The sequence below is a fragment of the Shimia sp. MMG029 genome (assembly GCF_027947445.1).
GTDB lineage: Bacteria > Pseudomonadota > Alphaproteobacteria > Rhodobacterales > Rhodobacteraceae > Shimia.
In genome coordinates this window covers 110,144-134,340 of record NZ_JAQJIM010000008.1, presented here as the reverse complement: position 1 = coordinate 134,340, position 24,197 = coordinate 110,144, and the positions used below count along the sequence as shown (strand labels likewise).

General features: G+C 57.1%; 22 protein-coding genes. 5 read left to right on the top strand and 17 right to left on the bottom strand.

The genetic code is table 11. The features are described from left to right. Positions 1-9: 9 nt before the first annotated feature. The 15 genes from PJL69_RS17190 to PJL69_RS17120 are packed head-to-tail and all read right to left on the bottom strand — an operon-like array spanning position 10 to position 15,726. Positions 10-1,677, bottom strand: coding sequence for a hypothetical protein (locus PJL69_RS17190; protein WP_271310765.1), 1,668 nt, complete (start codon positions 1,675-1,677; stop codon positions 10-12). Continuing rightward, complete coding sequence (locus PJL69_RS17185) at positions 1,674-4,700, bottom strand: hypothetical protein (protein WP_271310764.1); 3,027 nt, start codon at positions 4,698-4,700, stop codon at positions 1,674-1,676. The genes PJL69_RS17190 and PJL69_RS17185 overlap by 4 nt, the downstream gene beginning before the upstream one ends. Next, the gene (locus PJL69_RS17180; protein ID WP_271310763.1) at positions 4,697-5,890 is read right to left on the bottom strand and encodes a hypothetical protein; all 1,194 of its coding nucleotides are present in this window, start codon (positions 5,888-5,890) and stop codon (positions 4,697-4,699) included. Before PJL69_RS17180 ends, PJL69_RS17185 begins: the two co-directional genes overlap by 4 nt. Positions 5,891-5,892: 2 nt before the next feature. Beyond that, positions 5,893-6,288 (bottom strand): GPW/gp25 family protein, encoded by a 396-nt coding sequence (locus PJL69_RS17175; protein ID WP_271310762.1) that lies wholly within the window; start codon positions 6,286-6,288, stop codon positions 5,893-5,895. Further along, positions 6,285-7,100: a phage baseplate assembly protein V gene (locus PJL69_RS17170; protein ID WP_271310761.1), complete on the bottom strand. Its 816-nt coding sequence runs from the start codon at positions 7,098-7,100 to the stop codon at positions 6,285-6,287. The genes PJL69_RS17175 and PJL69_RS17170 overlap by 4 nt, the downstream gene beginning before the upstream one ends. Continuing rightward, positions 7,100-8,269 carry a phage late control D family protein gene (locus PJL69_RS17165; RefSeq protein ID WP_271310760.1) on the bottom strand — a complete coding sequence of 390 codons (1,170 nt, stop codon included), beginning with the start codon at positions 8,267-8,269 and terminating at the stop codon, positions 7,100-7,102. The genes PJL69_RS17170 and PJL69_RS17165 overlap by 1 nt, the downstream gene beginning before the upstream one ends. Before the next feature lie 3 nt (positions 8,270-8,272). Continuing rightward, positions 8,273-8,599 (bottom strand): hypothetical protein, encoded by a 327-nt coding sequence (locus PJL69_RS17160; RefSeq protein ID WP_271310759.1) that lies wholly within the window; start codon positions 8,597-8,599, stop codon positions 8,273-8,275. Positions 8,600-8,604: 5 nt separating this feature from the next. Further along, on the bottom strand, positions 8,605-9,237 hold the full coding sequence (locus PJL69_RS17155; protein ID WP_271310758.1) for a CIS tube protein: 633 nt from the start codon (positions 9,235-9,237) through the stop codon (positions 8,605-8,607). Further along, positions 9,227-9,457: a hypothetical protein gene (locus tag PJL69_RS17150; RefSeq protein ID WP_271310757.1), complete on the bottom strand. Its 231-nt coding sequence runs from the start codon at positions 9,455-9,457 to the stop codon at positions 9,227-9,229. Before PJL69_RS17150 ends, PJL69_RS17155 begins: the two co-directional genes overlap by 11 nt. After that, a complete protein-coding gene (locus tag PJL69_RS17145) occupies positions 9,454-10,836 on the bottom strand; it encodes an ATP-binding protein (RefSeq protein WP_271310756.1) in 1,383 nt (460 codons plus the stop codon). The genes PJL69_RS17150 and PJL69_RS17145 overlap by 4 nt, the downstream gene beginning before the upstream one ends. Positions 10,837-10,840: 4 nt before the next feature. Then, entirely contained in the window at positions 10,841-11,788 is a 948-nt protein-coding gene (locus PJL69_RS17140; RefSeq protein ID WP_271310755.1) for a Pvc16 family protein, read from the bottom strand. Positions 11,789-11,791: 3 nt separating this feature from the next. Beyond that, a complete protein-coding gene (locus tag PJL69_RS17135; protein ID WP_271310754.1) occupies positions 11,792-12,745 on the bottom strand; it encodes a hypothetical protein in 954 nt (317 codons plus the stop codon). Then, complete coding sequence (locus PJL69_RS17130; protein WP_271310753.1) at positions 12,742-13,530, bottom strand: hypothetical protein; 789 nt, start codon at positions 13,528-13,530, stop codon at positions 12,742-12,744. Before PJL69_RS17130 ends, PJL69_RS17135 begins: the two co-directional genes overlap by 4 nt. Before the next feature lie 3 nt (positions 13,531-13,533). Then, positions 13,534-14,046 carry a phage tail protein gene (locus PJL69_RS17125; protein WP_209099365.1) on the bottom strand — a complete coding sequence of 171 codons (513 nt, stop codon included), beginning with the start codon at positions 14,044-14,046 and terminating at the stop codon, positions 13,534-13,536. A 45-nt stretch (positions 14,047-14,091) separates the two neighbouring features. Further along, complete coding sequence (locus PJL69_RS17120) at positions 14,092-15,726, bottom strand: phage tail sheath family protein (protein ID WP_271310752.1); 1,635 nt, start codon at positions 15,724-15,726, stop codon at positions 14,092-14,094. A 623-nt stretch (positions 15,727-16,349) separates the two neighbouring features. On the opposite strand from PJL69_RS17120, the gene PJL69_RS17115 reads away from it, so the two are divergent. The 5 genes from PJL69_RS17115 to PJL69_RS17095 all read left to right on the top strand — a co-directional run bounded on the left by PJL69_RS17115 (position 16,350) and on the right by PJL69_RS17095 (position 20,883). Continuing rightward, entirely contained in the window at positions 16,350-17,744 is a 1,395-nt protein-coding gene (locus PJL69_RS17115; protein WP_271310751.1) for an aldehyde dehydrogenase, read from the top strand. A gap of 114 nt (positions 17,745-17,858) precedes the next feature. Continuing rightward, positions 17,859-19,070, top strand: coding sequence for an iron-containing alcohol dehydrogenase (locus PJL69_RS17110; RefSeq protein WP_271310750.1), 1,212 nt, complete (start codon positions 17,859-17,861; stop codon positions 19,068-19,070). Between the two features lie 22 nt (positions 19,071-19,092). Beyond that, positions 19,093-19,410, top strand: a complete 318-nt coding sequence (locus PJL69_RS17105; RefSeq protein ID WP_271310749.1) for a hypothetical protein — start codon at positions 19,093-19,095, stop codon at positions 19,408-19,410. A gap of 4 nt (positions 19,411-19,414) precedes the next feature. Continuing rightward, positions 19,415-19,813 (top strand): tautomerase family protein, encoded by a 399-nt coding sequence (locus PJL69_RS17100; RefSeq protein ID WP_271310748.1) that lies wholly within the window; start codon positions 19,415-19,417, stop codon positions 19,811-19,813. A gap of 41 nt (positions 19,814-19,854) precedes the next feature. Then, positions 19,855-20,883 (top strand): AraC family transcriptional regulator, encoded by a 1,029-nt coding sequence (locus PJL69_RS17095; RefSeq protein WP_271310747.1) that lies wholly within the window; start codon positions 19,855-19,857, stop codon positions 20,881-20,883. Positions 20,884-21,010: 127 nt separating this feature from the next. On the opposite strand, the gene PJL69_RS17090 is transcribed toward PJL69_RS17095, so the two are convergent. Beyond that, entirely contained in the window at positions 21,011-21,409 is a 399-nt protein-coding gene (locus PJL69_RS17090) for a response regulator (protein WP_271310746.1), read from the bottom strand. Further along, entirely contained in the window at positions 21,406-24,042 is a 2,637-nt protein-coding gene (locus PJL69_RS17085; protein WP_441347505.1) for an ATP-binding protein, read from the bottom strand. The genes PJL69_RS17090 and PJL69_RS17085 overlap by 4 nt, the downstream gene beginning before the upstream one ends. Positions 24,043-24,197: the final 155 nt, after the last annotated feature.

Genomic DNA, 24,197 nt, shown 5'->3' with positions numbered 1-24,197 from the left:
TGAAATAACTTACGAACCCTCCGACAGGATCGGTGGCTTCAGGGACAAATGCGGATCGTATGACAGGGCGATCTCCTGTCCGAGCGGCAGGTAACTTATGAGTTTCTTTTCCAAAGCAGCGAAAGAGGCTGCAAAGAAGCGATGGTGATACGCCCCCATTTCGCCCTCATCTTCTGCGCCATGGATGATCCGCGGCGATGTGGTCGTGTCCAGAACGCCATAGCCCGGCTCACCAAATACCGGCCTGCGCAACACGCAATCGCCGCGGTCATCCCGCAGCCAACGGTGCAAAAACCGCGGCACGATATCTGTGTTGGCGGGCGCATCTTTCACAAAGCACGCCGCATCGGCATCTGGCGCGGTGAGGCGCGAGTATCGAATACAGCTTTGATCGTCACAGCGGATGGTGTCACCCAGATCATGCAATAGACAGTCCGACGCGTTCACACGCATCAGATCAAGCGCCCCCATAACGGTGCAATAGACAAGTTCGGCGGCGGCGGCAGGCGCAACAATCGTTTCAAAAATGCTGTCGGTGGCAATAAAAGGAATATCTTCGTCATTTGGCGGCTTGGCCACGCTCACCACTTCAGCGGCACATCGGTGCAGCGTGAGCTTCCCGTCTGACAGCACCCGCAGGCGCGCGGGTTCGGTTGCATTGGGATGCGTGACAAACAGAATGTTCTCAAAACGGATATCATTGCCTTTGCGGATGGCGAGATCATAGTTGAGCTGCACCACAAGCCGATCTGGCACCGGTGCGTCCGCGTGTCCGGCGCGCTCCAAAATGTCACGCGGGCGATAGGTTTTGCGGAGCGCGCCAGCGTCAAAACTCAAACGGTTCGGATCATCTTTGTCAAAGTTGACCACTCTCAGCCCTGGCGCAAAGAACCCATCTGGCGGGCGCATATGAATGCGCGTGCGGCGCGGATGTGGGCCCAGTGAGGCCGTATCACCAGCATCGCGCAGATCCGGTGTTCGCGCTGAAAAATCATCGTAAGCTCCGGGAAAGCACGGGGCGCCGCCACGCGCCCGAGAGACCCAAAAAACTGTCTCGTCCCCGTTGCTGATCCCTTCTGCGTCTCGCTCAGGATAGCGCAGTCGGAACAGAGGGTTCCCCCCCTGCGGGTCAACAACCGCCCGATCGAGTTTGCGCAAGTCCGGACAACCCAATGGCGCGGGCGTGCGCCCCAATAGGTCATCCTCTGCGTCCACGTCTGGGACGGAAAACGGAGGCAAGTTCATGCGGGGCGTAACCAAGGTAAGCCGCCAACCCTCGCGGACAACAGTTTCCGCCCCCGTCACCACATCCCCGACGCTGTCAACATTGCGCAGCGTCCCTTTGGATTTTGACCAGCCAACCGCGTTGTTGAGCTCTTCAATCCGCGCCTGCGGGTCAGGGGCCTGAAGCTCTGCCCCCACCAGATCTGCGAGATAGGGGATCAACCACGGCTGAATTTCATACCCATTGTCCGCCTGTTCCGCAAAAGCATCCGCATAAGCCTGCTCAGTGGTATGGCGGATCAGATCGAGCAAATGGCCAAATCCATGCAGGTAGGCCTCTAAATCGCCGAGTTCACCTGCGGCGGGTGCGACATCGCGATACCGATACTCTTCAGGCAACTCTTTATAGAGCAGATGACCCGCGCGGGTGAGCGCATCTTCCGGGTAATTCATCGGATGTCCTCCACAACAACGGCGATGCGCGTGGCGTCACCCGGCGGGAGAAATGCGATCTGATGATCGGTTGCGTAAATCGCGGCCACGGCGCCATCTCGCGTTGCGACATTTCGCGGCCAGGGCTGTGTGAAATGCGCCGGTTTTGGTTTCAACAGATCGTAAGCATCCCCCAGATCAAAACGGGTGGTCAGCGCAGTCTCAATTCCTGCCACAGTTTCCAGCGCGGCCAAGACTTCTGAAACATAGGTCGTTTGTCCGAAGCGGCGGGCCTCAATGGAAAAGGTTTGCGTCAATTTCTCTTCTGCCGCCGCTTTCAGTTCACTCCGGTCGTGCACTGTCAGATCGGCCCGCACGCGCACGCCGATGTTCAGAGGAAGCGTTTCATAGGGTTTGAAGAAGATAGACGTGCCCGGCACCGCCTTTCCCAAAATCGCAGCACGCAGATCATTCTCAAGCGACTGCGTGATTGCTCCGCCCCCAACAGGTGCCAACGTAAGCTGAACCATACGTGTGGCACCCGGTGCGGGCCGCTCTTCTGCATGCGCCTGAAGAACAGAGGCGTGTCGCACAGCAAGACCTTCGATATCCTGCAAAGACACCGCACGGCCATTGGCGGACAACCGAGCGGGCGCTGACACACGCAATTTGGAAACCGGTTCTCTGTCGGCCCCGCCTGCGGTTGGAAACGGCTGCACAATCGCCTCGACAAAGCGATCTTTTTTCAGCGGTTTTTCAAAAGAAAACGCTGGTATGTTGGAGCCTATGACACCAGCGCCGACACGATGGCGCAGGATCCGAATATTGTTTTGCCCCGTCACCAGACGCCGCCTGAAATGGACAACGAGGGTGCCGTCATCCTGCAATGTGGTTGACCAAGCGCGCGTGCCTTCGGCACTTGCGTCGATGTAGTCGCGATAGCGCCAGAGCGTATCATCGACAACCACATCCAGCGCGGGCACAACCCCGGTTTCTGAGACCGTCGATGGCACATGGCTGACATTTTTGATGGCAAATGCAAAAGACTGACGGGAGCGTTCGCCGTCCCCCGACCCAAGCAGCTTTGCCCCTTTTGTTTCGCCGTGGCTAATCTCTACCGCGTTCAGGTGAAATGTGGTGTCACCCTTGGCCCAGCCGCGCGCCGCATCGATCGGCTCGATCACCATCTCAAGTTTTGACGCCGCGCGCGAGATCACTTCAGCCACCGTCACAAGGAGACTCTCGCTGCGATCTGCGCGCGTGCGTGTGATGATCATCTTGCGCCCGGGTTTCACAAGCTGGCTTGCCTCTGGCGCGATGGCCTCAAGCGTCACCTGCCCGCCCTGCAACGCGGCTTCGGGATTTCGATCATGGTGCAACGCGGGCAAGGCGGCTTGCAGAGGGCCGTGAAATTCGGACTCTTCTGGCGCTGCCGTCAGTTCGCGAGACAACACAAGGTGATACTCATCTGATCCCACGCGCATCGCAGCGACCTGCAGCGCACTCAGACTGTTGTTGGTCAGATCCCGCACGGCAAACCAGTCGCCCTCGGCCAACCCCTTTGGCGGTTTGCCGGCGAAAGAGACCGTTTTGGCACCCAGCTTTTTCTGTGTCTCAGGCAGGACCTCAGGTTTGGCCGGCTTCACCGCAACCTTGGTGGGGCGCATGGTTTTATCAATCACATAGCCCTTGGCGTCGCGCGGAGTTTCATCGGGCACAAATTGGTTGGATCTTGCATAGGGCACACTGCGGCGATCGCGGGCATCCACCGCGCGTATCCCAGACCGCATTTTGAAATACATCGTGGTGATGGCTTCATCTGCAATGTAGTCGCCTTTGGTCGCGGAATACGCCACCATTGGCGTGATCTGCACATCCGCATAGGCCGCAAGATCCGCATCCAAGACCAGTTCGTCACCACTGGCTTCCAACACTTCGAAAGTGTCCGTTTCGCGGCCAAAGGTGACCCGCACAAGATCCCCCGCGAGATAGGAGGACGCGTCCGTTTTCAGGATGCTCTTGCCCGACTTTGTTTCTGGAAGCGCAACGCGCACATCCAGCGGCTGGCGCCACAAACGCGTGCTGTGATGCGTGAAGTCGCCACTTGGCACATCTGTCAGAACAACGCGTGCGGTCTCTTCCACCTCATTCTGGGCCACCTTGGCAATGACACTTGCATGACCGAGAGCCCCATCTGAGACCACCACCAGATCACCGGGGGCCAATGTCTGTTTTTTGGGACAGTGCCACGTGATTGCCCGTGGCGCAGGTTCCGGTGTCTCCGCACTGCGCATGCCTTGGGGATCTTGCGCGGCGTCCTTTACCTTACCGCTCGCAAAAGACAGCCGCTCTGCGTTGACGTTCCAATCCTCGGTTCGAGCAGCACTTAAATCAGGGTGCGCTGCGATCTTTTCATGTGTCTCAAAGATCAGAGGCGCACCGCCCTCCGCGGGCGTGTATTTCATCGCCAACCCCGGCGCGATCTCAACCGCCCCACTCCCCTGTTTCAGCTGCAACGCAACTGTACTGGTTGCGGAGGCCGGGGGCGTTGGCTGATAGTTCACCATACTGGCAAGCCGTCGCAGATTGTCCCATTGTGTGGCCGTGCGCAGATAGCCTTCGTTTGTGTAGGCATCCAATGTACCAAGCAGAACATGTGACGCGCGCGCAAAGGCACGCATGATTTCCCAGGCATAATCTTCGGTTTGTGTGTCGTATTGCTCCAGCAAACGCGTATTCCGCCGCCCGCGCGTGTCTTGGACGGGCGGCAGCTCAGGCGCGAGCCGTTGCCAAACGACCTGCGCTTTGGCGGCCATGGCATCAGGCCAGTCCGCCGGATCGCGCAAGAACGCATCACGCCAGGCTTCAGGCATACGCGTTTCTGCCGGTGCCCCACGCATATAGTGACCCAACAGGGCAATCCGCAGCTCTTCCAACCAGACCGAAGCGTCTCCATCAACATATTCAAAGCGTGACAAACCCGCACGATTCCAACGCGTTAGATCTCGAAGCTTATCTGGTCGATCTGCGTGGAAGTCTGTCATCCAGCCTCTCCCCCGTTAACAACGATCCGCAGCATCCCACTCTGAGGTCTAGACCTCTCGCTCCGACATTGGATGAATTCATCCTCTGTCACCGTGATCACACCATCTGCGGATTGATCTTCAAATCCCTTGCCCACCCGCCGAAACAGATTGAGACAGGCAACGGCAACTCCATCCACCGCCATTGCCGCTTCGATCACATCAGATGCATAAAGCGCCGCCCCAAAATCGAGGCGACCGGTTTCAAAAAACCGCCCTTCGTCGGTTGAAAAAACCTGCGCCAATGCCTGTTTCAACTCTGATCGGAAAAAACCGGGTTGGGCGCGGATTGACAGGGTGATGTTGATGGCCGCAGGTTTGGCTGCCTCAAGCAAAACCTCTGTGCCAATCATGCGATAGTCTTCGATCAACGCGCGCAAAATACGCCGCCCGGTCAGGCGGTCATCCACGTTCGGCAAAGGCAGGTTGCGCGCATTGTGATAGCGCAAGACCTGCGCCCAAATCTCGCGGCGCACCTGATTTGGAACAGCCTCAGTTTCCCCCTGATGCAACGGCGCATCAAGCGCCTTGTCGTCTTCCAGAAGTACGGAGACAAAAATCGTTGGCCAAGCTCCGTTGCTCACGAGCCGCGCACGCGCGAGCGCGACCAGCGGGTGCGCCTGAAGCGTCTCAGCATGATCGGCAAGTGTGACCATTCGGTTCTGCTGCGCGATCAAGCGTGGCCCGGCGGCCCTTGCAGCTTCCATCGCCATGGGATTTTCCCGCCAAAAGCCTTCCACACGCGCCTCTGGGGTGGCCTCTGGCCGCTCCGCCACCAAGGTTTGATCCATGTGCAGCGTCGCATCATATCCGATCAGTTTCAGAAGGCGGCGCACACTTTCCGGTCGCCGGGCGCTGTCCAAAAACCGCTCCGCCTGCACGCGATCAAGGGCATGGCTGGCCCTATCAAGCGCGGCTGCCAGCACCTCCACCAGCACCACTTCCATGTCTGCAGCGGTCCAACGCCGCCGCTGTGGAAACCGCGAGGCCAGCTCCTGCATCATGAAGAGGCGAAAGCTGTCATAGTCCCGTGTGGCCCAGTCAAAGTCATCTTCGACCCCAGGGATCGGCAACGGCAAGCTGGCCACCCGCTCTCCGCAGTCCGGGCACCCCCCGTCAAAAATCAGTTTTGGGTCGGCCAACCGCGCCATCGCTACACCTCTATCTCGTGTATTTCTTCTTTTTGCAGGGCCGCGATCACGTAGCGCACGCGCACAAGCATCACCTCTGGGCGATCCTGAGGCGCGTTGATCTCAACTTGCAAAGTCTTGGGATCCACCTCGCCTGCCAAGGCTTCCGCCAAAGAGCCGTAAAGCCGGTTTTGTGCATATTCCCACAGCGCCCCCGCGTTGGGCTCAAACACATGCCGACGCGTGCCAAATCCAAATTCAGGTCGAAAAACCCGCTCACCCGGCGAGGTGAACAGAACCTGTTCGACTTGCTGACGGATGTGATCAAACCGGGCTGCGCTGTTTGCCCCATCTGCGCCAACGCGAAACGGAAAACCCATATATCGAACCCGGGGAAGTGTGACGTCTGGCTGGGTCATTGGGCTGTGCTCTTTGTTGTCAGAACCGCAGGTGTCAGCGGCGGTATCGGAGGCCCTGAGGGACCGGCGCCAGTGGCGTGCGTGTGGGAATTGAACATCGACAGAAATGTCGCGCCCTTTATCAAGGGTTCGCCACCGGCACCGGCCACGGTGACTTGACTGCCCTCGATGTTCACAACCGCAGCAGATTTAACATCAACTCCACCCGCTGATGCCTTGATTTCATTTCCATTTATGTCAGTACAGGTGATGCCCGATGATGACAGAACAATCGCATTTCCATGTGCATCTTCCACGGTGATCTCGTTGGCGGCGGCGTCTATCACGACTTTGGCGCCCCCGGCGTCGGTCAGGGCCATACCCCCGTCGGGATCCAACACCACCTCGGCCTGCGCCGAAGAGCGCAACGTCACCGCCTCTTCGCCGTCCTGATCCTCAAAGCTCAACACATGCCCACTTTCCGTCTTCAGAATTTTGGTCGTCTGTCCCGTGTATTCCGCAGGCATCTCGGCTGGTGCGCGCCAGAATGTTCCGGTCCAGACAGGCGACGAAGGATCGCCCTCCAAAAACTCTGCAAGCACCTGACTGCCCACAGGTGGCACCGCCAAAATTCCGTAGTTTTCACCGCCCCCATAGGCGACAGCTGGCAAAGCCCAGTCGGTTTCAGCCTCACCCAAAACGGATGGCACAACCATCTTGATCCGGCCCAAAGTTTCAGGATCTTCCGTGTCTGCAACGAAAGCCCGATACTTTCCAAAGTACTGCGTCTGTTGTTTGCGCAGCGATGTTTCCAGCGTGTCAATCAAAGGCATCAGAACAATCCCGAAATGGCAGAAAGCGCAGTGGAAAGCGGCGCGGCACCAAGGCTGTCGCTGTCTCCCGTCGCATTGCGCATGAGTTCAAAACGCTGCCGATACCCATCCGGGGTAAAGGCATGCGTGACCTTGTCGGTGTAATACAGCCCGCCATTGCGCGTGCCCGTGCCATCCACCCGCACAAGTTTGCCAACCTGCAACACATGGCCATAGAGCGTGCCGTCCAACTCGCCCGTGGCGCGGATGCGAAAGGCGGCATCGTCTGCCATCGCCTGCGCCCGCGCGCGGGTTGCCTCTTCGGGCTCATCCCCCTCCTGGCTCAACCGCTGGACAGACGGAGTTCCCAAATCCGCGCCTTCTGCGGCCGCAGGTGTTGTCCCCAGCAATGGCTCGCCCGCCACAACCGTTTCGACAAGCGGATCTGCGCCAGACTCCCTTGGAGCCAACTCAAATGCAACGGCATCAGGCTGTTGCGCATCATCTGAAAGCGCCCAGCTTAAACAGTTTGTGGCATTGCCCGCGTAGACCATGATCGTGGCCTGCGCCTCACCCTGAAGACGACGCGGGCCAAAATAGACCCCGCCCCGACTGAAAATCAGCTCATAGCCATTGGCGATGGCACGATCGCGCAGAAACTGAACCGGGGTGCCATCCATGGCCAAGGCGCGTGCGGCTTGCCCTTCCGCAGAGTCTGCATCCACGGACAGGTTCAAAGGAGACACCAATTCCCGCAAGATATCGAGATCAGAAATTGGTGCCTCCGCCCCCCACACACGACGCATATGTTCGCGATTGAGCGCAATCCCATCATCCTGCAGATGGATTGTCAGCTTCGCCTCACCGGAGTTTGCCGGCAGCTCTGGCTTCAGCTCCACCATATAGCCGCGAAAAATCTCTTCGACGTGGGTTTGAAAATCCGCAGACACCACGATGGGCATCGAGCGCGCGAAAAACCCACTGTCCGCAGCCATCCAGGTGCCGTCCTCGCGGCGGCGATCATCGATCTGAATCATGCCGGTGGTCGCCTCGGTTCGGGTGGCCGTGATTTCAAGACCTGAAATCAGATCCGCCAGCGCGCCGATATCGTTGCGATTTTGTCCGGTCTCGACAATCACAGATGCCGCTTGCCGAAACCCTGGATCCAATATGGAAGACAGCAATGCCATGACCTATCTCCCCTCCCGTCTGCGCGGCACGAGCACCACTTTGCCGATACGTTGGCTCGGTTCTTCTTTGGCGGGGAACTCAGCAGGCTCCACAATCAGATCCTCCGCAAACAGCGCCTGCGGGTTGCAATCTGCCAATCTCCGCCAATCGCGGGCATTGGCGTAAAAATGGTGCCCCAAAGTGTCCAACCGATCCCCGACGTGCACCGAATGTTCAAGCACGGCCTCAGGCGCGGCAATCGGGCGGGCGCGCGGCCCTTGAAACCCATCCGCAGCCTGCTGCGTAAAAGACGGCAATTCTTCGTAATAAGACCCTTTAAAAAACGCCATTCCTATCACCCCGTCTGAAATCCTGTTGCCACATTCAGTGCCGCGCCCATCGTCTGTCGCACCTTGTCTGCAAGGAAAAATGGATTGGCGCTTTCGATGACCTGCATGGTCAGGCTGATGGTCGCGCGGTAAGGCATCAGGTTTGGCAGGTGCAGCGCCTCTTTCTGTGCCACACCGGTCAGAAACACCGGCAACAATTGCATGCCCCACGCAAACACCAGCACCGATGCTGTTTCCTGTCGCTCAAAAGCCCGCGTGCCCGACAATCCAAGCGACGACAGAACTTGCACCCCATCCGGCCCCTGATTTTTGGGTTCCGCCATAGAGCGCAGCGTATCTATCTGCGGCTGCACACCAAATTTGGCAGCCACCGCATCGCCCTCCTGCATGGCATCTGTGGCATCCAACAAAATGTCGATCGAGAAGCTCTCCGCCTGCATCTCGACCCCCTGTGCCACCCGCGCTGTCTCAAGAGGGCTGAGGAAATCATATCCGCCGCGCGATCCCGGCGCGTTGCCCGTTTTGACTGAGACCGTGCGAGACCGTGAAATTTCTTGCGGATTGAACTGAAACACCAACGCCAGCGGCGGGATCGACAGCCCATATTCAAACAGCACACCGCGCGTCTCAACCGCCATTGCGCCCCCCTTTCGGCAGGGCCGCCGCCACCCGTTCTGCCAGTTGCGCGCCGCTGTGGCCACCACTCTCAATCTTTAGATTGCGCTCCGCGCCACCGTTTTCATAAAGTTTTTGCGCCATGGCTTCGGCAATACGGCGCGCCTCATGCGCAGCCGTGCCTTTCATTGAGGCAGGCAAGGTCACTGTCAGACGGCGCAGGTGGATATTGTTTTGGCTCATGATTTGGCCTCCGTCAGAAAATCGGCCAAGTGACCGAGTTCGGATTTGCGAATTTGTCGCCCATCCTTGGACAGCTCGGCTTTCACCGCGCGGGCAATCTGTGGCGGGCCAATCGGCGTCTCTGCCTCTGCAGCCAGAACAGCGGCATAATGCGCAGCGTTCTGAATGGCGCCGCCGGACAGGCGCACATCCGCACCCAATTGCCGAAGATCCAAGCCTTTCGCGCGCGGCGCTTTGGGGGGCAGAAGCAGCCCCCAGAGCTTTTCACGCGCCTTAGCATCCGGTGCTGGAAAATCCACGATCAGTTGGAAGCGGCGCAAAAACGCACTGTCGACATTGGCGCGCAGATTTGTGGTTAAAATGACCGGCCCAATGTGGCGCTCAAACCGGGACAACAGGTGCGAAACTTCCAGATTGGCATAGCGGTCTCGCGCATCAGAAACATCACCACGTTTGCCCAGCAGCCCATCCGCTTCGTCAATCTGAAGCACCGCACGCCGCCCATCGAGGCTTTCCAGCAGCGCGTTGAGATTGGCTTCCGTCTCGCCAACATATTTGGACATCACCCGCCCCAGGTCGAGCGTGTAGAGCGCCCAAGGTTCACCGGTCCGTGTTTGTAACGCAGCAGCGATACAGCCCGCCGCAAAAGTCTTCCCGGTGCCTGAGGCCCCCGAAAACAATGCCAGCGGCCCATGCACTGGCTTGCCTCCCCAGTCGTCAGAAATCTCCTGCGCCCGCGCCGCCCAGGCGGTGAAGTCCTTGAGCTGCGCAATGGCTGTGTCCGGCAGGATCAGCTCCTCCCAGGCGCCCCGCTGTGTTGACAGGATCGCCCCCGGCGGCGGGGCAAGCTCTGCATCCCGCCCAAGGCAAGCCGAAATCAGTCGCGCAGAGGGACGCAACACCTGATAAGGCGTATTGCCCTCAACACGCAAAAGACCTGTCGCCACCAGCGGTGCCCCCGCGCTGATCCGTGCCGCCATCAGCGCGATGTCAGCCCCGCTTTCAAGCATCATAAGCTCTTGCAACAAAGGCAGGCTCACCCAGGCATTGCCAATGTGGGGCTGCAACGAATGGATCCGCGGCGCTTGCGCAGGCTGCGCGACCGGCGCCAGAGCAGCCGCTAGGATATCCAGATCAATGCGCAGCAGATCCTGCAGAGCCTCCTGTGAGACCCCGGTGCGCATCAAACAGGACCAAGCTCCAGCCTTGCGCGCCGCGTCTACAGCAGAGTTCACTGTCTCAAACTGTTTGCTGAAGGTTTCATCCAGCGCCCGCCCCGCGCGGCTCGCCTCGGCCAATGCCAGCAAATGCCCCATGCGTCGCCATTCTGCGTCCAGCGGCGCTGGGCCAAGCTCAATGGTGTGCGCTGCGATGGTCATCGTGTCACGCCCCCACCGTCAACTGCAGCAGATTTGCATAGACCTTCTCAGACAAAGGCGTGTCATCTGCATTCAAAGGCTGGGTGTAGAGCACAGCCCGGTCTCCGGCCGCCGCGCCAGTCAACGCAACCGAAATCCCCGCTGCGCCACTGTCGATGTCGGTCGTGGCGACCGTGAAAGTCTGCTCTGGCTGGCGCTGTGTGGCTCCGCCAGCCCGCACCCATTCCACTGTGACGCCAATCCGGGTCTCTGGTTGCCCCACCACGCGCAGATCCGCAGTCGCCGTGGCCGCCGCCACCTCAAGATGGGAAAACAGCCGCCCCGCCGACACAAACATCTGAAACGGCGCCGCCTGAGTGCCAACACCTGAAAGCAGCTCAACAGCCTGCACAGGCTCCGGAGGCGCGGCATGCACCAACGGCTCAATCGGAATGAGCGCCAGCTCATAGGCCGCAGACAAACGATACGGCAGCTCGCCGCCTTGTGTGGTCCAGATGTGGTTCAACTCTTCCATCGTAGGGGCTTGGAACACCACCTGCAGCCGATACTGCGTGGTTTGTACTGCCCGAAAATCCTCCGGTTCTGCATCAACGGGCAACGCCCCGGGCAGCACAACAGGCATCACCGGCACTGAGGACAGCACCCGCATTGCCTGCCCCAGCACGCGCAGATCCGCATCTGCGGGCGGGTTGCCTTTGCCTGCCGGGAAAGCCGTCACAAGCACTTGTGCACGGACAAAAAACGGCTCTTGCATTGACTGATCTGCGTGGATGCCGGAGGGGGCCAGCCGATAGGTGAAAAGATTCAGATGGTGTTTGTCGCTGTCCTCTGCCGCTTTGCTCACACGGTTGGGCACATCCACCGAAACAATCACATCATCGGCCATCTGACCGGCGATGAATTCCGCCAGTTCCTGCAGGGCAACCGAGAGCGAGCTTTCCGGCGTGGCCATATCCTACCGCCCCCGCAAATACCGCCCGGACAGCATCCGAGACAGTTGTGCGCCCAAATCAGGGCTGCTCTGAGGGTTGGGCGCTGGTTCGTGGATCATCACATCAATCTGATCGATCTGCACGCGCGGCCGGTCTGACTGAGCTACAGTTTGCGGCGGCGGCACGGGCGCAAGCGCATGTAACGGGTCAGGCTCCGCAAAGGGTGCGGACACATCGTTTGACAGTGCGCCAGCCTCTGTTGCTGGAGACGGTCCATCTGAACGCCGTAAAGCCTGTGCTGGGCTTGGCTCTTCAGGAAGCTCCGGGTCGTCCGCACGCAAAAGCTGCGCCGTTTCTTCCGTGCCAGCCTCTTGCTCGCTTGCACGCCGCACAGGCTGCAGCTCTTTCTGCGCCAGTTCTGAGCGACGGAGCGTCTGTACCTCTTCCTCTTCTTCTGTCAGCTCGGCGTCTCGACGAAGCGTTTGAGCCTCGTCTTCCACCATCTCGTCACGGCGCAGTGGCTGTGCAGCATCCTCTTCCATATCCGCCTCAGAGGTCTCGGTTCTACGCAAAGCCTGCGCCTCGCTCTCTTCCTCCTCAACAGACTCACGCCGCAGCGCCTGCGCCTCCTCTTCGCCCTCGTCATCAGTGCGTCTCACCGTCTGGGCGACCTCTTCCTCCTCCATCGCGGCCCGCCGCACAGGCTGCGCCTCGGCCTCCTCTTCCAACTCAGACCGTCGCAAGGGCTGCGCGTCTTCCTCTGCCATCTCTGTGCGACGCAGGCTCTGCGCCGTCTCTTCCTCTTCCATGCGTCTCAAGGGCGCTAGGGCCTCCTCTTCGCCCTCAGCGCGCCGCAAAGGGGCCGCAACCTCAGGCACAGAGGCGTCGCGCCGCGACAGGCCCTTTGGCTGCGCCGTTGGCAGAACGGGCTGGCCGGGCACCGCGGCACGTGCAATCACTTTGGCAAACAGGCTCATCTGCGCGCCTCCTGTCCAATCAGACGCACATAGGCACGACGGCGCGCGCTGGGCAGCGCCAGAATAGCGTCTTCAGACCAGTGATAGCTGCTGGCAAGCGCATGCACGTCCCGCAAGATCCCCTGCATATCCGGAAAGGCAAAATCCAGAGGGTCAATGCGCGCAGCAGTCGATGTTTTGCAGGCTGGGCAAATGATGGATGCCTCATCGGCCACATCAGGCGCGGCGGCATCCAGAGCGTCCTCAATGGCGCGCAGGTCCCCTTCCGTAAACCCGTCAGCATCCGCCTGTGCGTCCCTGCCAAGACCGCAAAGGGCAACCAACCTGCGCTCCGGGGCATGCGGACTGTCTTCTGCCAGATCCGCCTCGTGCAACCCATTTGGCACTTCAAATTGACGTGCCCCAAGAGACGTGCGCACGGTCACGGTGGGAAATGGGCGCCCCGCTGGCTTGCGCGGCGCAGACGCCAACTTCAGCGGCAAATCATAGGCCGCATCGCAATGTGCGCAACGCGCCTGAAACCACCCTGCATCGTGCCAGAACAGCGCTGCCGCGCGCTGCAATAGCCACTCCCGACTGCCGGAGGCAAGCCGCCAGACGTCGCCAATCTCTGTCGCCAATCCGCCAATTTCAGAAAACACATGCACCAGCACCGCCGTCACAGCATCCGGACGCCGCCGTCCAGACGCCAAAGCCGCCGCAACGCCCAACTCCACATCCCCCGTCATCGACCGGGGTGTGTGACTTGGAAAGGCGACAGCCAGAGTTTGCGCGGCGCGATGCATGGCTTAGCTCTCCGCGGGTTCGACAACCGCGATGTCTCTGACAAAGCCTTCATGCGCCAGCGTGATGGATTGAATGCCGATCGTGTTCATGTTGTTGGCATCAAATTCCGGCAGGGCTTGGAACTCGGTCACCCACGCCCGCCGCAGCTGATAAGACATGGTCGGCGTGCCTTGCAGATTGAGCACATTGATGACGATATCGCGGCGAAAGTTCACGAGCGACATGCCCGCGTCCCCCTCAGAGACGTTGTTGACGGAATTCGCCCACTCCTCAAACACCAGATCGTGGCTCAACCCATGCTCCAGCGTGACGTTTTCAAATTTTGTGCCACCCGGAATGGCGCGCTGACTTGAGGGATCCCCGGCGGAACGCCAGTTGACCACCTCCGTGGTCTTTTTCAATGCGCCCATTTTGGACAGGCCCGCCACAACGCGGCCATTGATCACCACTTGGAATTTAAACGTGCGATACGGATCATACCGATGCGCATTTACGGGGAAAGTTGGAGCAGCCATAAAAGCCTCCTGAACAAAATACCAAAATGAATGAGGCGGCCCGGATCAGGCCGTCTGACCAACGATTTGCTGAATTTGCACAACCACGAATTCGGCGGGTTTGAGCGGCGCAAAGCCGACAACAACGCGCACAATTCCCGCATCAATGTCACCCTGCGTCATGGTCGCCCCAAGGCCACAATTGACGAAATACGCATCAGAGGCTTTCTCGCCCTGAAATGCGCCAGCACGGTGCAAGCCATCCATGAAATTGCCAACGGAGGCGCGCAGACCTGACCACAGCTTGTGGTCATTGGGCTCAAACACCACAGCCTGAAGCGCGTTGTACAGGCTCTCGCCTATCATGTTCTGGGTGCGGCGCACTGGGATGTAGCGGTATTGCGGTTTGGTCTTTGTCGCCAAAGTGCGCCCGCCCCAGACCACACTGGGGCCAATGATCGAGCGAATACAGTTCACGCCCCATTCATTCAGATTGTCCTGAATGGCATTGCCAATTTTCACATTTGGCCCAAAGCTGCCCCGCACTGTGGCCTCAAGCCCTGCTGGCGCTTTCCAGACACCACGCGTGCCATCTATGCGCCCCCAAAGCCCCGCCGCCATCGCCGATGGGCCAATCTCAAAGGTCGCAGGCACATTGGCATTGGTTTCCGCATCATAAAACGGATTGCCCACCGTCAAATGCGGGTAATAAAGCGCGGAATACGGGGAGGTCGGGAACCCTTCCTGTTTCACCTTCTGCGCGGTCTCAAGCCGATCTCCCACAAGGTTGCTCGGATCCACCAAAACCATCCGGTTCTGCATGAATTCCGCGTGGGCAATTGCGGATTGATAAATGGTCTGATGAACATTGTCGGCCCAGCTCAAACCCGGCAGCACGATGGTCGAAATGCTGCGATAGTCTTTCAACCGCTCCAATGCGGCGCTGTAGTGCGTCAAAACCGGTGCATTGGCATCGCTCCCTCCGGCCGACAGCGCGCGCACACCGGTCTGCAAATCTGCGGGATCCGATGCAGCCAAAGGTGTCGAGGCCACCGTTACGATGCGAGAAAGACCATCAACCCTGCCTTTCACGGCCTGTCCGCTGTCAGGGTCAATATCAAGCCCCGCAAAAACCTCCAGCTCGACATCAAAATCCGCATCTGCCAGCACGGCGGCTTTGGCGGCATCATCCGCAGCATCGTCATAAGCCTGTCGCGTGGCCGCATCGAGCGTGCCTAGTGTCAGCGTGTAGTCGTCCGTGTCATTCTTGGAGAGGTCAAACATCACGTCATTGGCCCACTCTCCATCTGACGTTGCCGTCAACGTCAGCGTAACGGACTGTCCAGACCCATTGGCAATCACAAGCGAGGCCGTCGCTGAGGCGGGGGCACCCGTGGTATGCGCCACCGGTACCACAAAAGCCTTTGCCCCGCCATTTGCAAAGTACTGCGCAATGGCATGTCCAAAGGCATCCACCTGATCACCGGCGTTGCGAATACCGCCTGCGCCGCCCACCAGCGGGCCAAACTTCTGCGCATATTGCGCAGGTGACGAAATGAAGATCGGCTCGCCTGCCCCTGCTGTGACCGCGACGCCGCGCTTCACATGCCCAACGAAAGCCGTCACCGAAGTCGAGGCCGCTTCAATGGACAAGGTGTTGGAGGGAACGTGTTCAATATAAACACCGGGGTGCTTGTACATGGTCAGTGTCTCCCGATTGAGGCTCTGATCGCAAGTCGCCGAAAAGAGCGGCGATCCGCTTATCGAACCGCATAATAAAAACGGGATTCAACCAAAGGCCCTGATTGCAGTTGCCCACACCACCTTTTGGTTATTGTGATTGTCAGATCCTGAATACGCCAATTCAAATATTTGAACATACCGCGCAAACAATGAAGATATTTAAGTTCAAAGAATTAAAGACCACAATAACACGTGACGTCAGCTAAAAACCGTTCAATAAAAAAGTCGAATAATAAAACGCTAAGATATTCACAATCTTTCCGCAATTGATTCCAAATTCACAGTGAGGAATTCCAGACCTCTTGGGCGCAGAGTTCACCTATCAAATCGGTAGCGTTTCACGGCGCACCTCTGACAGGTTTGACTACCAAAACCACCATGTCCAACGCCCTCATCAATCCGGCCAAAAACACACATCAATGCGCATGTGTCCGAAACGGACACTGTGATTTGGCCGAAAACATCAATAGCCTGTCCGCAGGTGACATACCGTTCCTTCCTTTCTTTCTGCAAAGTGTGTCAGAGATTTGCATGCGACCAGCACCGGACCTGACGCCGCTGCCTTGCCTAGGAGGATTGATATGAACGCCCAAACTGAAATCACTGCCGTCGAAGCACGGGTCCGCGACGTTGTTGCCAACCAACGCACCTATTTTCGCACAAAGGCCACGCTTCCGGTCGACTTCCGCATTGCCCAACTTAAGAAGCTTGGGGATTTGCTGCGCGCCCATGAGCAAGACTTCTATGACGCCATCTACAATGACTTTGGCAAGTCAAAGCACCACACCCAGTTGACCGAACTGCTCCCAATCTTTGAAGAGTTGAAAACGGCACTCAAAAACCTGCAAGGCTGGGCAAAGCCACGCAAAGTGCCCACCAACCTCATCAACCAACCGGGCAAAAGCTATATCGTGCCAGAGCCACTTGGCACTTCTCTTGTCATCGGGGCGTGGAATTTCCCGTATAACCTGTCTCTGATCCCGGTGATTGGCTCCATGATGGCAGGCAACACCACGGTATTGAAACCGTCAGAGCTTCCCGCAGAAACCAGCCGGATCATGGCGAAAATCATCAATGAGAATTTCGATCCGGGTTACCTGCACGTGGTTGAGGGAGCGGTTGCAGAAACGACCGCGCTTTTGAACCAACGTTGGGACAAGATCTTTTTCACGGGTAGCCCGCAGGTTGGCAAAATCGTCAACACCGCAGCGGCGCCGCACCTCACAAATGTGACATTGGAACTGGGCGGCAAGAACCCCGCCATCATCACGGAAGACGCCTCCATCAACGTCAGTGTCAAACGGCTGATCTGGGCAAAGTTCATCAACTCCGGTCAACTGTGTCTCGCGCCTGACTATGTTCTGGTTCACAAAAGCATCAAGACCCGCGTCATGGAACGCATGGTCGCTGAAATCGAAAAGCACAACTATACGGTAGAGCGGGGAAATTTCACGCGCATCATCAACGAACGCAACTTTGATCGTGTGGCGGCGCTCATCGAGCCTGAAAAGGTGTACTTTGGTGGCAAAAGCAGCCGCGAAGACCGCGTCATCCAGCCAACCATCGTTCACAACGTCAGCCCAGATGATGCGATCATGCAGGACGAGATTTTCGGGCCGATCATTGCTGTGCTGGAGTATGACACACTGGATGAAGCCTTTGATATCGTGCGCCAACTCGAAAAACCGCTGGCGGGCTATCTGTTCTCAAATGACAAGGCAACCAAACAGCGCTTCCTGGCTGAGATCCCATTTGGCAGCGGAGCAATCAATGACGCTGTGATGCAAATCACCAACGCAAACCTGCCGTTTGGGGGCGTCGGCAACAGCGGCATCGGGCGGTATCACGGCGCGTTCAGCTTTGAGTGTTTCTCTCATATGAAACCGGTTTTGGAAAAGACCTTCGATTTCGAAACCAATCTCAAATATTACGGCCACAGTGACCGCCAAATGAAGTGGATCAAACGGCTAGGCTGACGCGCCATGCGTTCAGGCGGCCGATGCAGCCGCCTGAACGCAGGTCCCCCTCGGCGCCCAAAACGCTCTCTCAGCTCCAATGCACCCTTCCCTAAGACCACAAAGGACCGTGCTATGATCCGTTCGCCAATGGCTTTCGCTTTGCGCGCCATGAACCGCTTGTTCACCCCTGAAAAGCCGCTGACATTTTTTGGCCACGAGGCCATGATCAAACTTGCCGACCTCATGATGCGCAGCGGTTCAAAGCGCCCGTTGATCGTTACCAACAGCTTCCTGCTGCAAAATGGCATGCTCGACACCCTGCTGGCCTTTCTGAAACAAGAGGGCTGTGACGTTTCAGTCTTTGAGGACATCGTGCCCAATCCGACCTTTGCTGTTGTCGGAGCGGGGATCTCGGCAATCCGCACAGGCCAATGCGACAGCGTTTTTGCAGTGGGCGGTGGGTCAGCCATCGATGCAGCAAAAGTCATGGCCGCCGCCAGCACAAACAAGAAGTCACTCCAAAAGCTTGCAGGCATCTTGAAAGTCCGCCAGACGCCGCTGCCTTTATACGTTGTTGCGACCACCTCCGGCACAGGCTCAGAGGTGACAACCGCCGCTGTGATTTCAGACACCACAACGCATAAAAAGAACTTCTTTGTTGATCCAAAGTATCTGCCAATCGCAGCCGCCTTTGACACGGACATCCTGACGTCACTGCCCGGGCCCATGACGGCAGGCACGGGAATGGATGCGCTGACGCATGCCATTGAATCCTTTACTTCCCTTGCGCGCACGCCAGCCACCGAACGGGACGCCGCGACAGCGGTGCGCTTGATTGTGGAGTTCCTCCCAATCGCTTACCGCGATCCCGAAAACGCACGTGCGCGTGAAATGGTGGCGCTGGGATCTTTTCTGGCCGGATATGCCTTCACCCGCACGAGCCTTGGATATGTTCATGCGATTTCCCACCAGATCAGCGCTCATTACAACACACCACATGGTCTCGCGAATGCGGTTCTGCTGCCACGCGTTCTGCGATTTAATGAGAAAGCCTGTGGGGACCGCTTCGCCACGCTGGAGCGGGTGCTGACACAAGACAGTAATCCAGGGGAGGCAGCGCAACAGGCATCGGCATTCATTCACCGCATTGATGCGCTGGCAGACTCTGTGGGTATCCCCGCGCTCCTTGAAGACGTTCAGCAAAGCGACTTTGCCGCGATCGCCAGAGATGCCTTAGCCGAAGCCAGATCCTCTTATGCGGTCCCAAAGAAGATGCGCAAATCAGATGTGGCCACAATCCTAGACTCGGTTGTGACCGGAAATCGCTCTGTTCACTTCGGCTAATCGACGCGAAAGGAACAGGCCAATGATACCTATCATGTGTATTGTCCAAGACGGACAAATCCCCGCTCAAACAGAAGTGCAGCTCAAAACCCAAATCGCAGAATTCGCCCAACGCGCCTTTTCAGCGCCTGCCGAAATCGATTGGATCGTGGTTCCTGAAGGCAGCGGCTTCACCGCAGCAGTGCCCTCCACCAGCATTGTCGCCTCTCTGCATGCCAACCGCGCGCTCCCACAAGACGAGCGGACCTCCCTTCTGAAAGAACTGACCGAGATCTGCACGACACTGACCGGACGACCCGCGCATGAAGTTGTGACGTCGATCCGCAACCCAAAGGATTAAGCACATGCCCCTTTATCTGTGCAACGCCGTCAAAGGGGTCATCCCAGAAGGCGCGAAAGCCAAGATCGCAGCGGATATCACCGATATCCATTGTGACATCACGGGCGCGCCACGCACCTTTGTTCATGTGTTTTTCTTTGAAGATGCGCCACAAATTCCGGTTCATGGCAAAAGCGTTTTCCTGTTTGGCAGCATCCGCAACGGGCGTTCTGCGGAACAGAAAACAAAAATGCTCAGTCGCATCCGCGCCTCCATTGTGGCCCACGCTGGCATCCCTTTGGCGGAAGTCCTCGCCGATACGATGGATGTACCCGCCAGCTGGGTGATGGAAGGGGGGGATGTGCTCCCAGAACCCGGCGAGGAGGCTGCGTGGCTTGCAGAGCACGCCGCCGCCGCACCTTAACCCCATTATCATCAATTGATAGTTTCGGACATATCATCATCATGCTCCCGATGATCGTGCACTCCCAAAACCGTCCTTCGACCAGTCTCCGCCTGCTGTGCAATGAGGCCGCAAAATTCGGCATCTCCGAAGCCTGTTGCCTGTCTGGCACGTCGGTTTCTATCGACGCGCTGGACGACCCCAATGCCGTTCACACGACAAAGGATGAAATCCGCGCGATTGAGAATTTAGTGCGGCTTGCACCGGAAAATGTCGGGTTGGGCTTTGCAGCGGCGCGTGCGACCCATGTCCACGCTTTTGGTATCTGGGGGTTCGCCATTCTGACGAGCCCCACATTGCGCGCCGCTATTGCAACCTCCATCGACTATGCAAAGCTCTCTTTCTTAGTGGCAGAAATGTCGTTGTCGGAAAAAAACGGCGAAGCCTTTTTGACGTTTGACACCTCCGGAATCCCGCCCGCCGCGCATCGCTTCATATTGGAGCGACACTTGGTCGTGGCCGTGAAGTTCATTCGGGACCTTCTGCAACAGCCAGATCTAAACACACTTGAGGCGCGCCTTATGGATCAGGATTCCAGCTATCCTCAGAAAATGGCCGCCTTTACCCCGCTCCCGATCAAAGTCAATCAAGACGTCAACGCTTTGGTCTTCCCAGCGGACTTGCTTGATGAACCGCTCCCAAAATCTGATCCGGTCTCACTGCAATTTTGCCTCGATCAATGCAAAACGCTTTTGAAACAACACTCTGGCACACTCCCCCAATGGTCACAGCAGGTCCGAGATGCCATCGTCGATAACATGGGGGGCGACTATCAAATCGAAGATGCCGCCGCAAAACTTGCCACGACCGAACGCACCCTACGGCGTCGGCTGACAGATGAAGGCACGAGTTTTCGACAACTCTACACCGACACACGGATGGCGATTGCTTACGAGCTGCTTGAGTCTGCGGGCCTGAACATAGAAACCGTCTCCTGGCGCGTTGGATACTCTGAGCCCGCCAGTTTTTCGCGCGCTTTTGCAAAGCAGTTCGGCAAAACGCCCGGTGAAGTGCGCAGGCGCGCAATTTAACTCAGTGGCGATCGGCCTGCACCGGCAGTGCTGACCAGCCTGTCACATCACGCCAAGGGACTGAACAGCGTCGTGCACGGCGCCATTCACTTAGCCCAACGGCCATGCCTGCCTTTTCAGACGGATATCAATCTGTGTCTTGCGACAGAAGATCATCAATCATCGCCAGATGATCCAGTTTCAGCGGTTTGTTTATGTAGGCACGTACAACCTCAAACGAACGCGCTTTCTCCATATCACGATCAGAAATCGAGGTGGTGAGCATGATCACCGTGGCGTTTGTGAAATCGGCCCCAAATTCGGATGTTGCTGCCTCAAGAAACTCGAACCCGTTCATGCGCGGCATATTGATATCAAGCAAAATCGCATCAGCGCGAAAGTCGCGATTGGTGCGCATGAAATCAAGCGCGCGCTCGGGTTCAAAAAACTGATGCAAATTGCTAACGATCTCTGACCGTGTGACAATTTTCTGATAGATTTTCTGCTCGATTGCGCTGTCATCAATCATCATCAGGTTTTCTATCATTCTGCTGCCCCTCTTAAGGTGACCGTAAATCTGCTCCCCACGCCTTCTGTCGACGTCACGCGGATGCTCCCTTCATGGTTTACCGCAACACGCTGACAGATCGCCAATCCGAGACCGGAACCCTCATAGTCTTGATGTCCATGCAGGCGTGAAAAAGGCGTAAAGATGCGGTCGACAAAATCAGAAGGCATGCCAATTCCGTTGTCGGAGACAGAAAATGCCACACATTTTCTCGTCGCCGGCTCGGAATGTATTTCGATCAACGGACTGCGGTCCTCAGATCGAAACTTGATCGCGTTGCCAATAAGATTCTGGAGCAATTGTCGTATTTGACCTCGGTTGGCATAGACTGCGGGAAGCGTGGAAAATGTGAGTTGCGCACCACTGTCTTCAATATCGGCCTTCATGTCATCCAAAACTTCTGACAGGACGTCATTTAAATCGATATCTGTACGTTGTATTTCACTGCCAATGGAGTTCGTATATTCCAAAACATCATCGATCAGCTGAGCCATACGTTTGTTCGTGGCCGTTAAATCTTCAAGCAGCTCGATTTCATCTTCGGTCATCTTAGACGCGACCGAATTGTTAAATTCATTTACCAGCAGCGCAATTGTGTTGGTTGGCGCCTTCAGATCATGTGATGTGGCATAGGCAAACGCGCGCAATTCTTCATTGGCCGCATTGGACAATGTGATTTGCTGAAGCAGTTGGGAATTGAGGTTTTCAATTTCCTCAAGCCGTAAACGATCATCTGTGACATCCAAATATGTCAACAAAGTTCCATCGGCGCCCAGCGGGATCGCATTGCGCACATAGGTCTTGCTGTTGGTCAGTTGAAACTCGTTGGTATGCGCATCACGCAGCCCTTCAGGTGTCAGATGCGCCAGAACCGTTGCTTTGTCCGTTGTCCTTAATAGCATGGTCCCATCATCAATGAGCTGCGCAACAACCGATCTGAAATTGCGCCCTTTCACCAGCTGGCTATGGCCGTCTGCCGTCATTTCTTTGGCAAACCGATTGGCAAATTCAATGCTCCCTTGCGGAGAGACCAAGATCATTCCAAGGGGAATTTGATCAATCAGTTGTGAGGCAAATCTTCTGCGCTCCTGCGTCTCTTTTTTGCGCCGCCAGCGCGCCCAGGCAATGGCAGCGCCAATCGCAGCAAAAACGCAAAGTATCAGAGAGTTCCTAAAGAATTCAATACGTTCAGTGGTCCAGAACGAGGGCGTGCCAAAGTATTTTTCTCTGATCCGCGAATTCGTAGACGATGCCAGATACCCCGGGATCACTGCGTTCAAACGCTCACGCGTTTGTCCCAAGCCAAATCGCAGCGCGATCGCCTTGTCTATCGTGTGAAACGGTGTTCCGACTTCCTGCACCTGATCTTCCGCCCCAAGCGCCGCAGCAGCAAGGCTGACGGTATGACGTGGCGCCAAAATGGCATCCACATCACCATCAAGAAGCCCATTCAAAAGCGCGCCTGATGTCTCATAGACGCGCAGCACCAGATTATTTTGTTGTTCGGCCAGTTGTTTGGCGATGCTGGCCGCTTCGATGCCAATGCGCAGCCCGGTGAGTGACTCAAGCCCAGTGATCTCAGTGCCTTTTCCTTGTCGCGTGAAAACGGCATAGGCCGACCTGTCCAAAGGTGCGGTAAAGTCCATCCGAAGTTCTGCGTCACTTGAGATGGGCTGGTAGGCAAGAAGATCATATCGTGAAGGCGACGGCCCCTGCGCATATGCCTCTTCGTCAATTTCGATAAACCGAATGTCGATACCCGCTGCAGATGCGAGGTTTTGCAATGTCTCAACAGAAAACCCGCTAAACCGCTGATTGGCCCCAATAATTGTGTAGGGCGGGTTGTGTATAATGCCGGCTCTCAGCACTTCGGGTTCTGGCGGTGCAACGCTGACCTGATTTTGATTGCGCAGCTCTTCCAAAACACCCGTTGTTTCCAGTTCGGAAATCGCCTGATTGATCGGTGCCACCAAATCTGACAGTTCAGATCGCACTGTCACAACACGGTCAAAGCTCACCAGAGGCTCTCCCACCGCAACAAGTCGGTGATCCACTCGCAAAGAATGCGCATCCGCAATCGTGACACTGTCACTGGCGATCAACGCGTCCACAGTGCCCCGCAGCAGCTCCATCACAGAAAGCGTTGACACCGGCACCTGAACCGCCGTGTTGCGCCCTATTAAAAACTCACCGGTCGGTCCAAGCGGGATGGAGGGCACGGCGATCAGTTTCCCGGACATGGTCGCTGGATGCAATTCTTCTGCATCCTCCACCCGAACAAAGACGCGAATATGGGTCGTCGCAATTGGTGCCGAAAAGACATTATTGTCTTCAAGCAATGGGAGCGCCGCAATTGCCGGCAAAATATCTATGTCCCCCGCCGCCTGTGCGCGAATGAGCTGCTCAGCGCTCTCAAACTTCTTGAAGGTGATCTCAAAGCCCGCTTTTGCCGCGATTTCCTCCATCACCTGCACACCAAACCCACCCGGGGCCTCGTCGGGCAGCGCGCGAAACAACGGTAAAATTTCTGCCCACCCCACGACAAAAGGTTGAGCATGCTCCTGTGCATGAGACGGCGTGTTACTTCCAATCAACGCACTCAATATTATCATTAAGGCAGCAAAATACTTCATGATTGCCCCCCAATAACCGTCAATCGTTTCGTAGTAATAAATATGCCGATAAAGCGAATGCGTGAGAGATACCTATCCAAAAGTAGTGCCTGCGTCTAGAGCCCGCCCAATAGATAAAAACGGCCGAGATATCA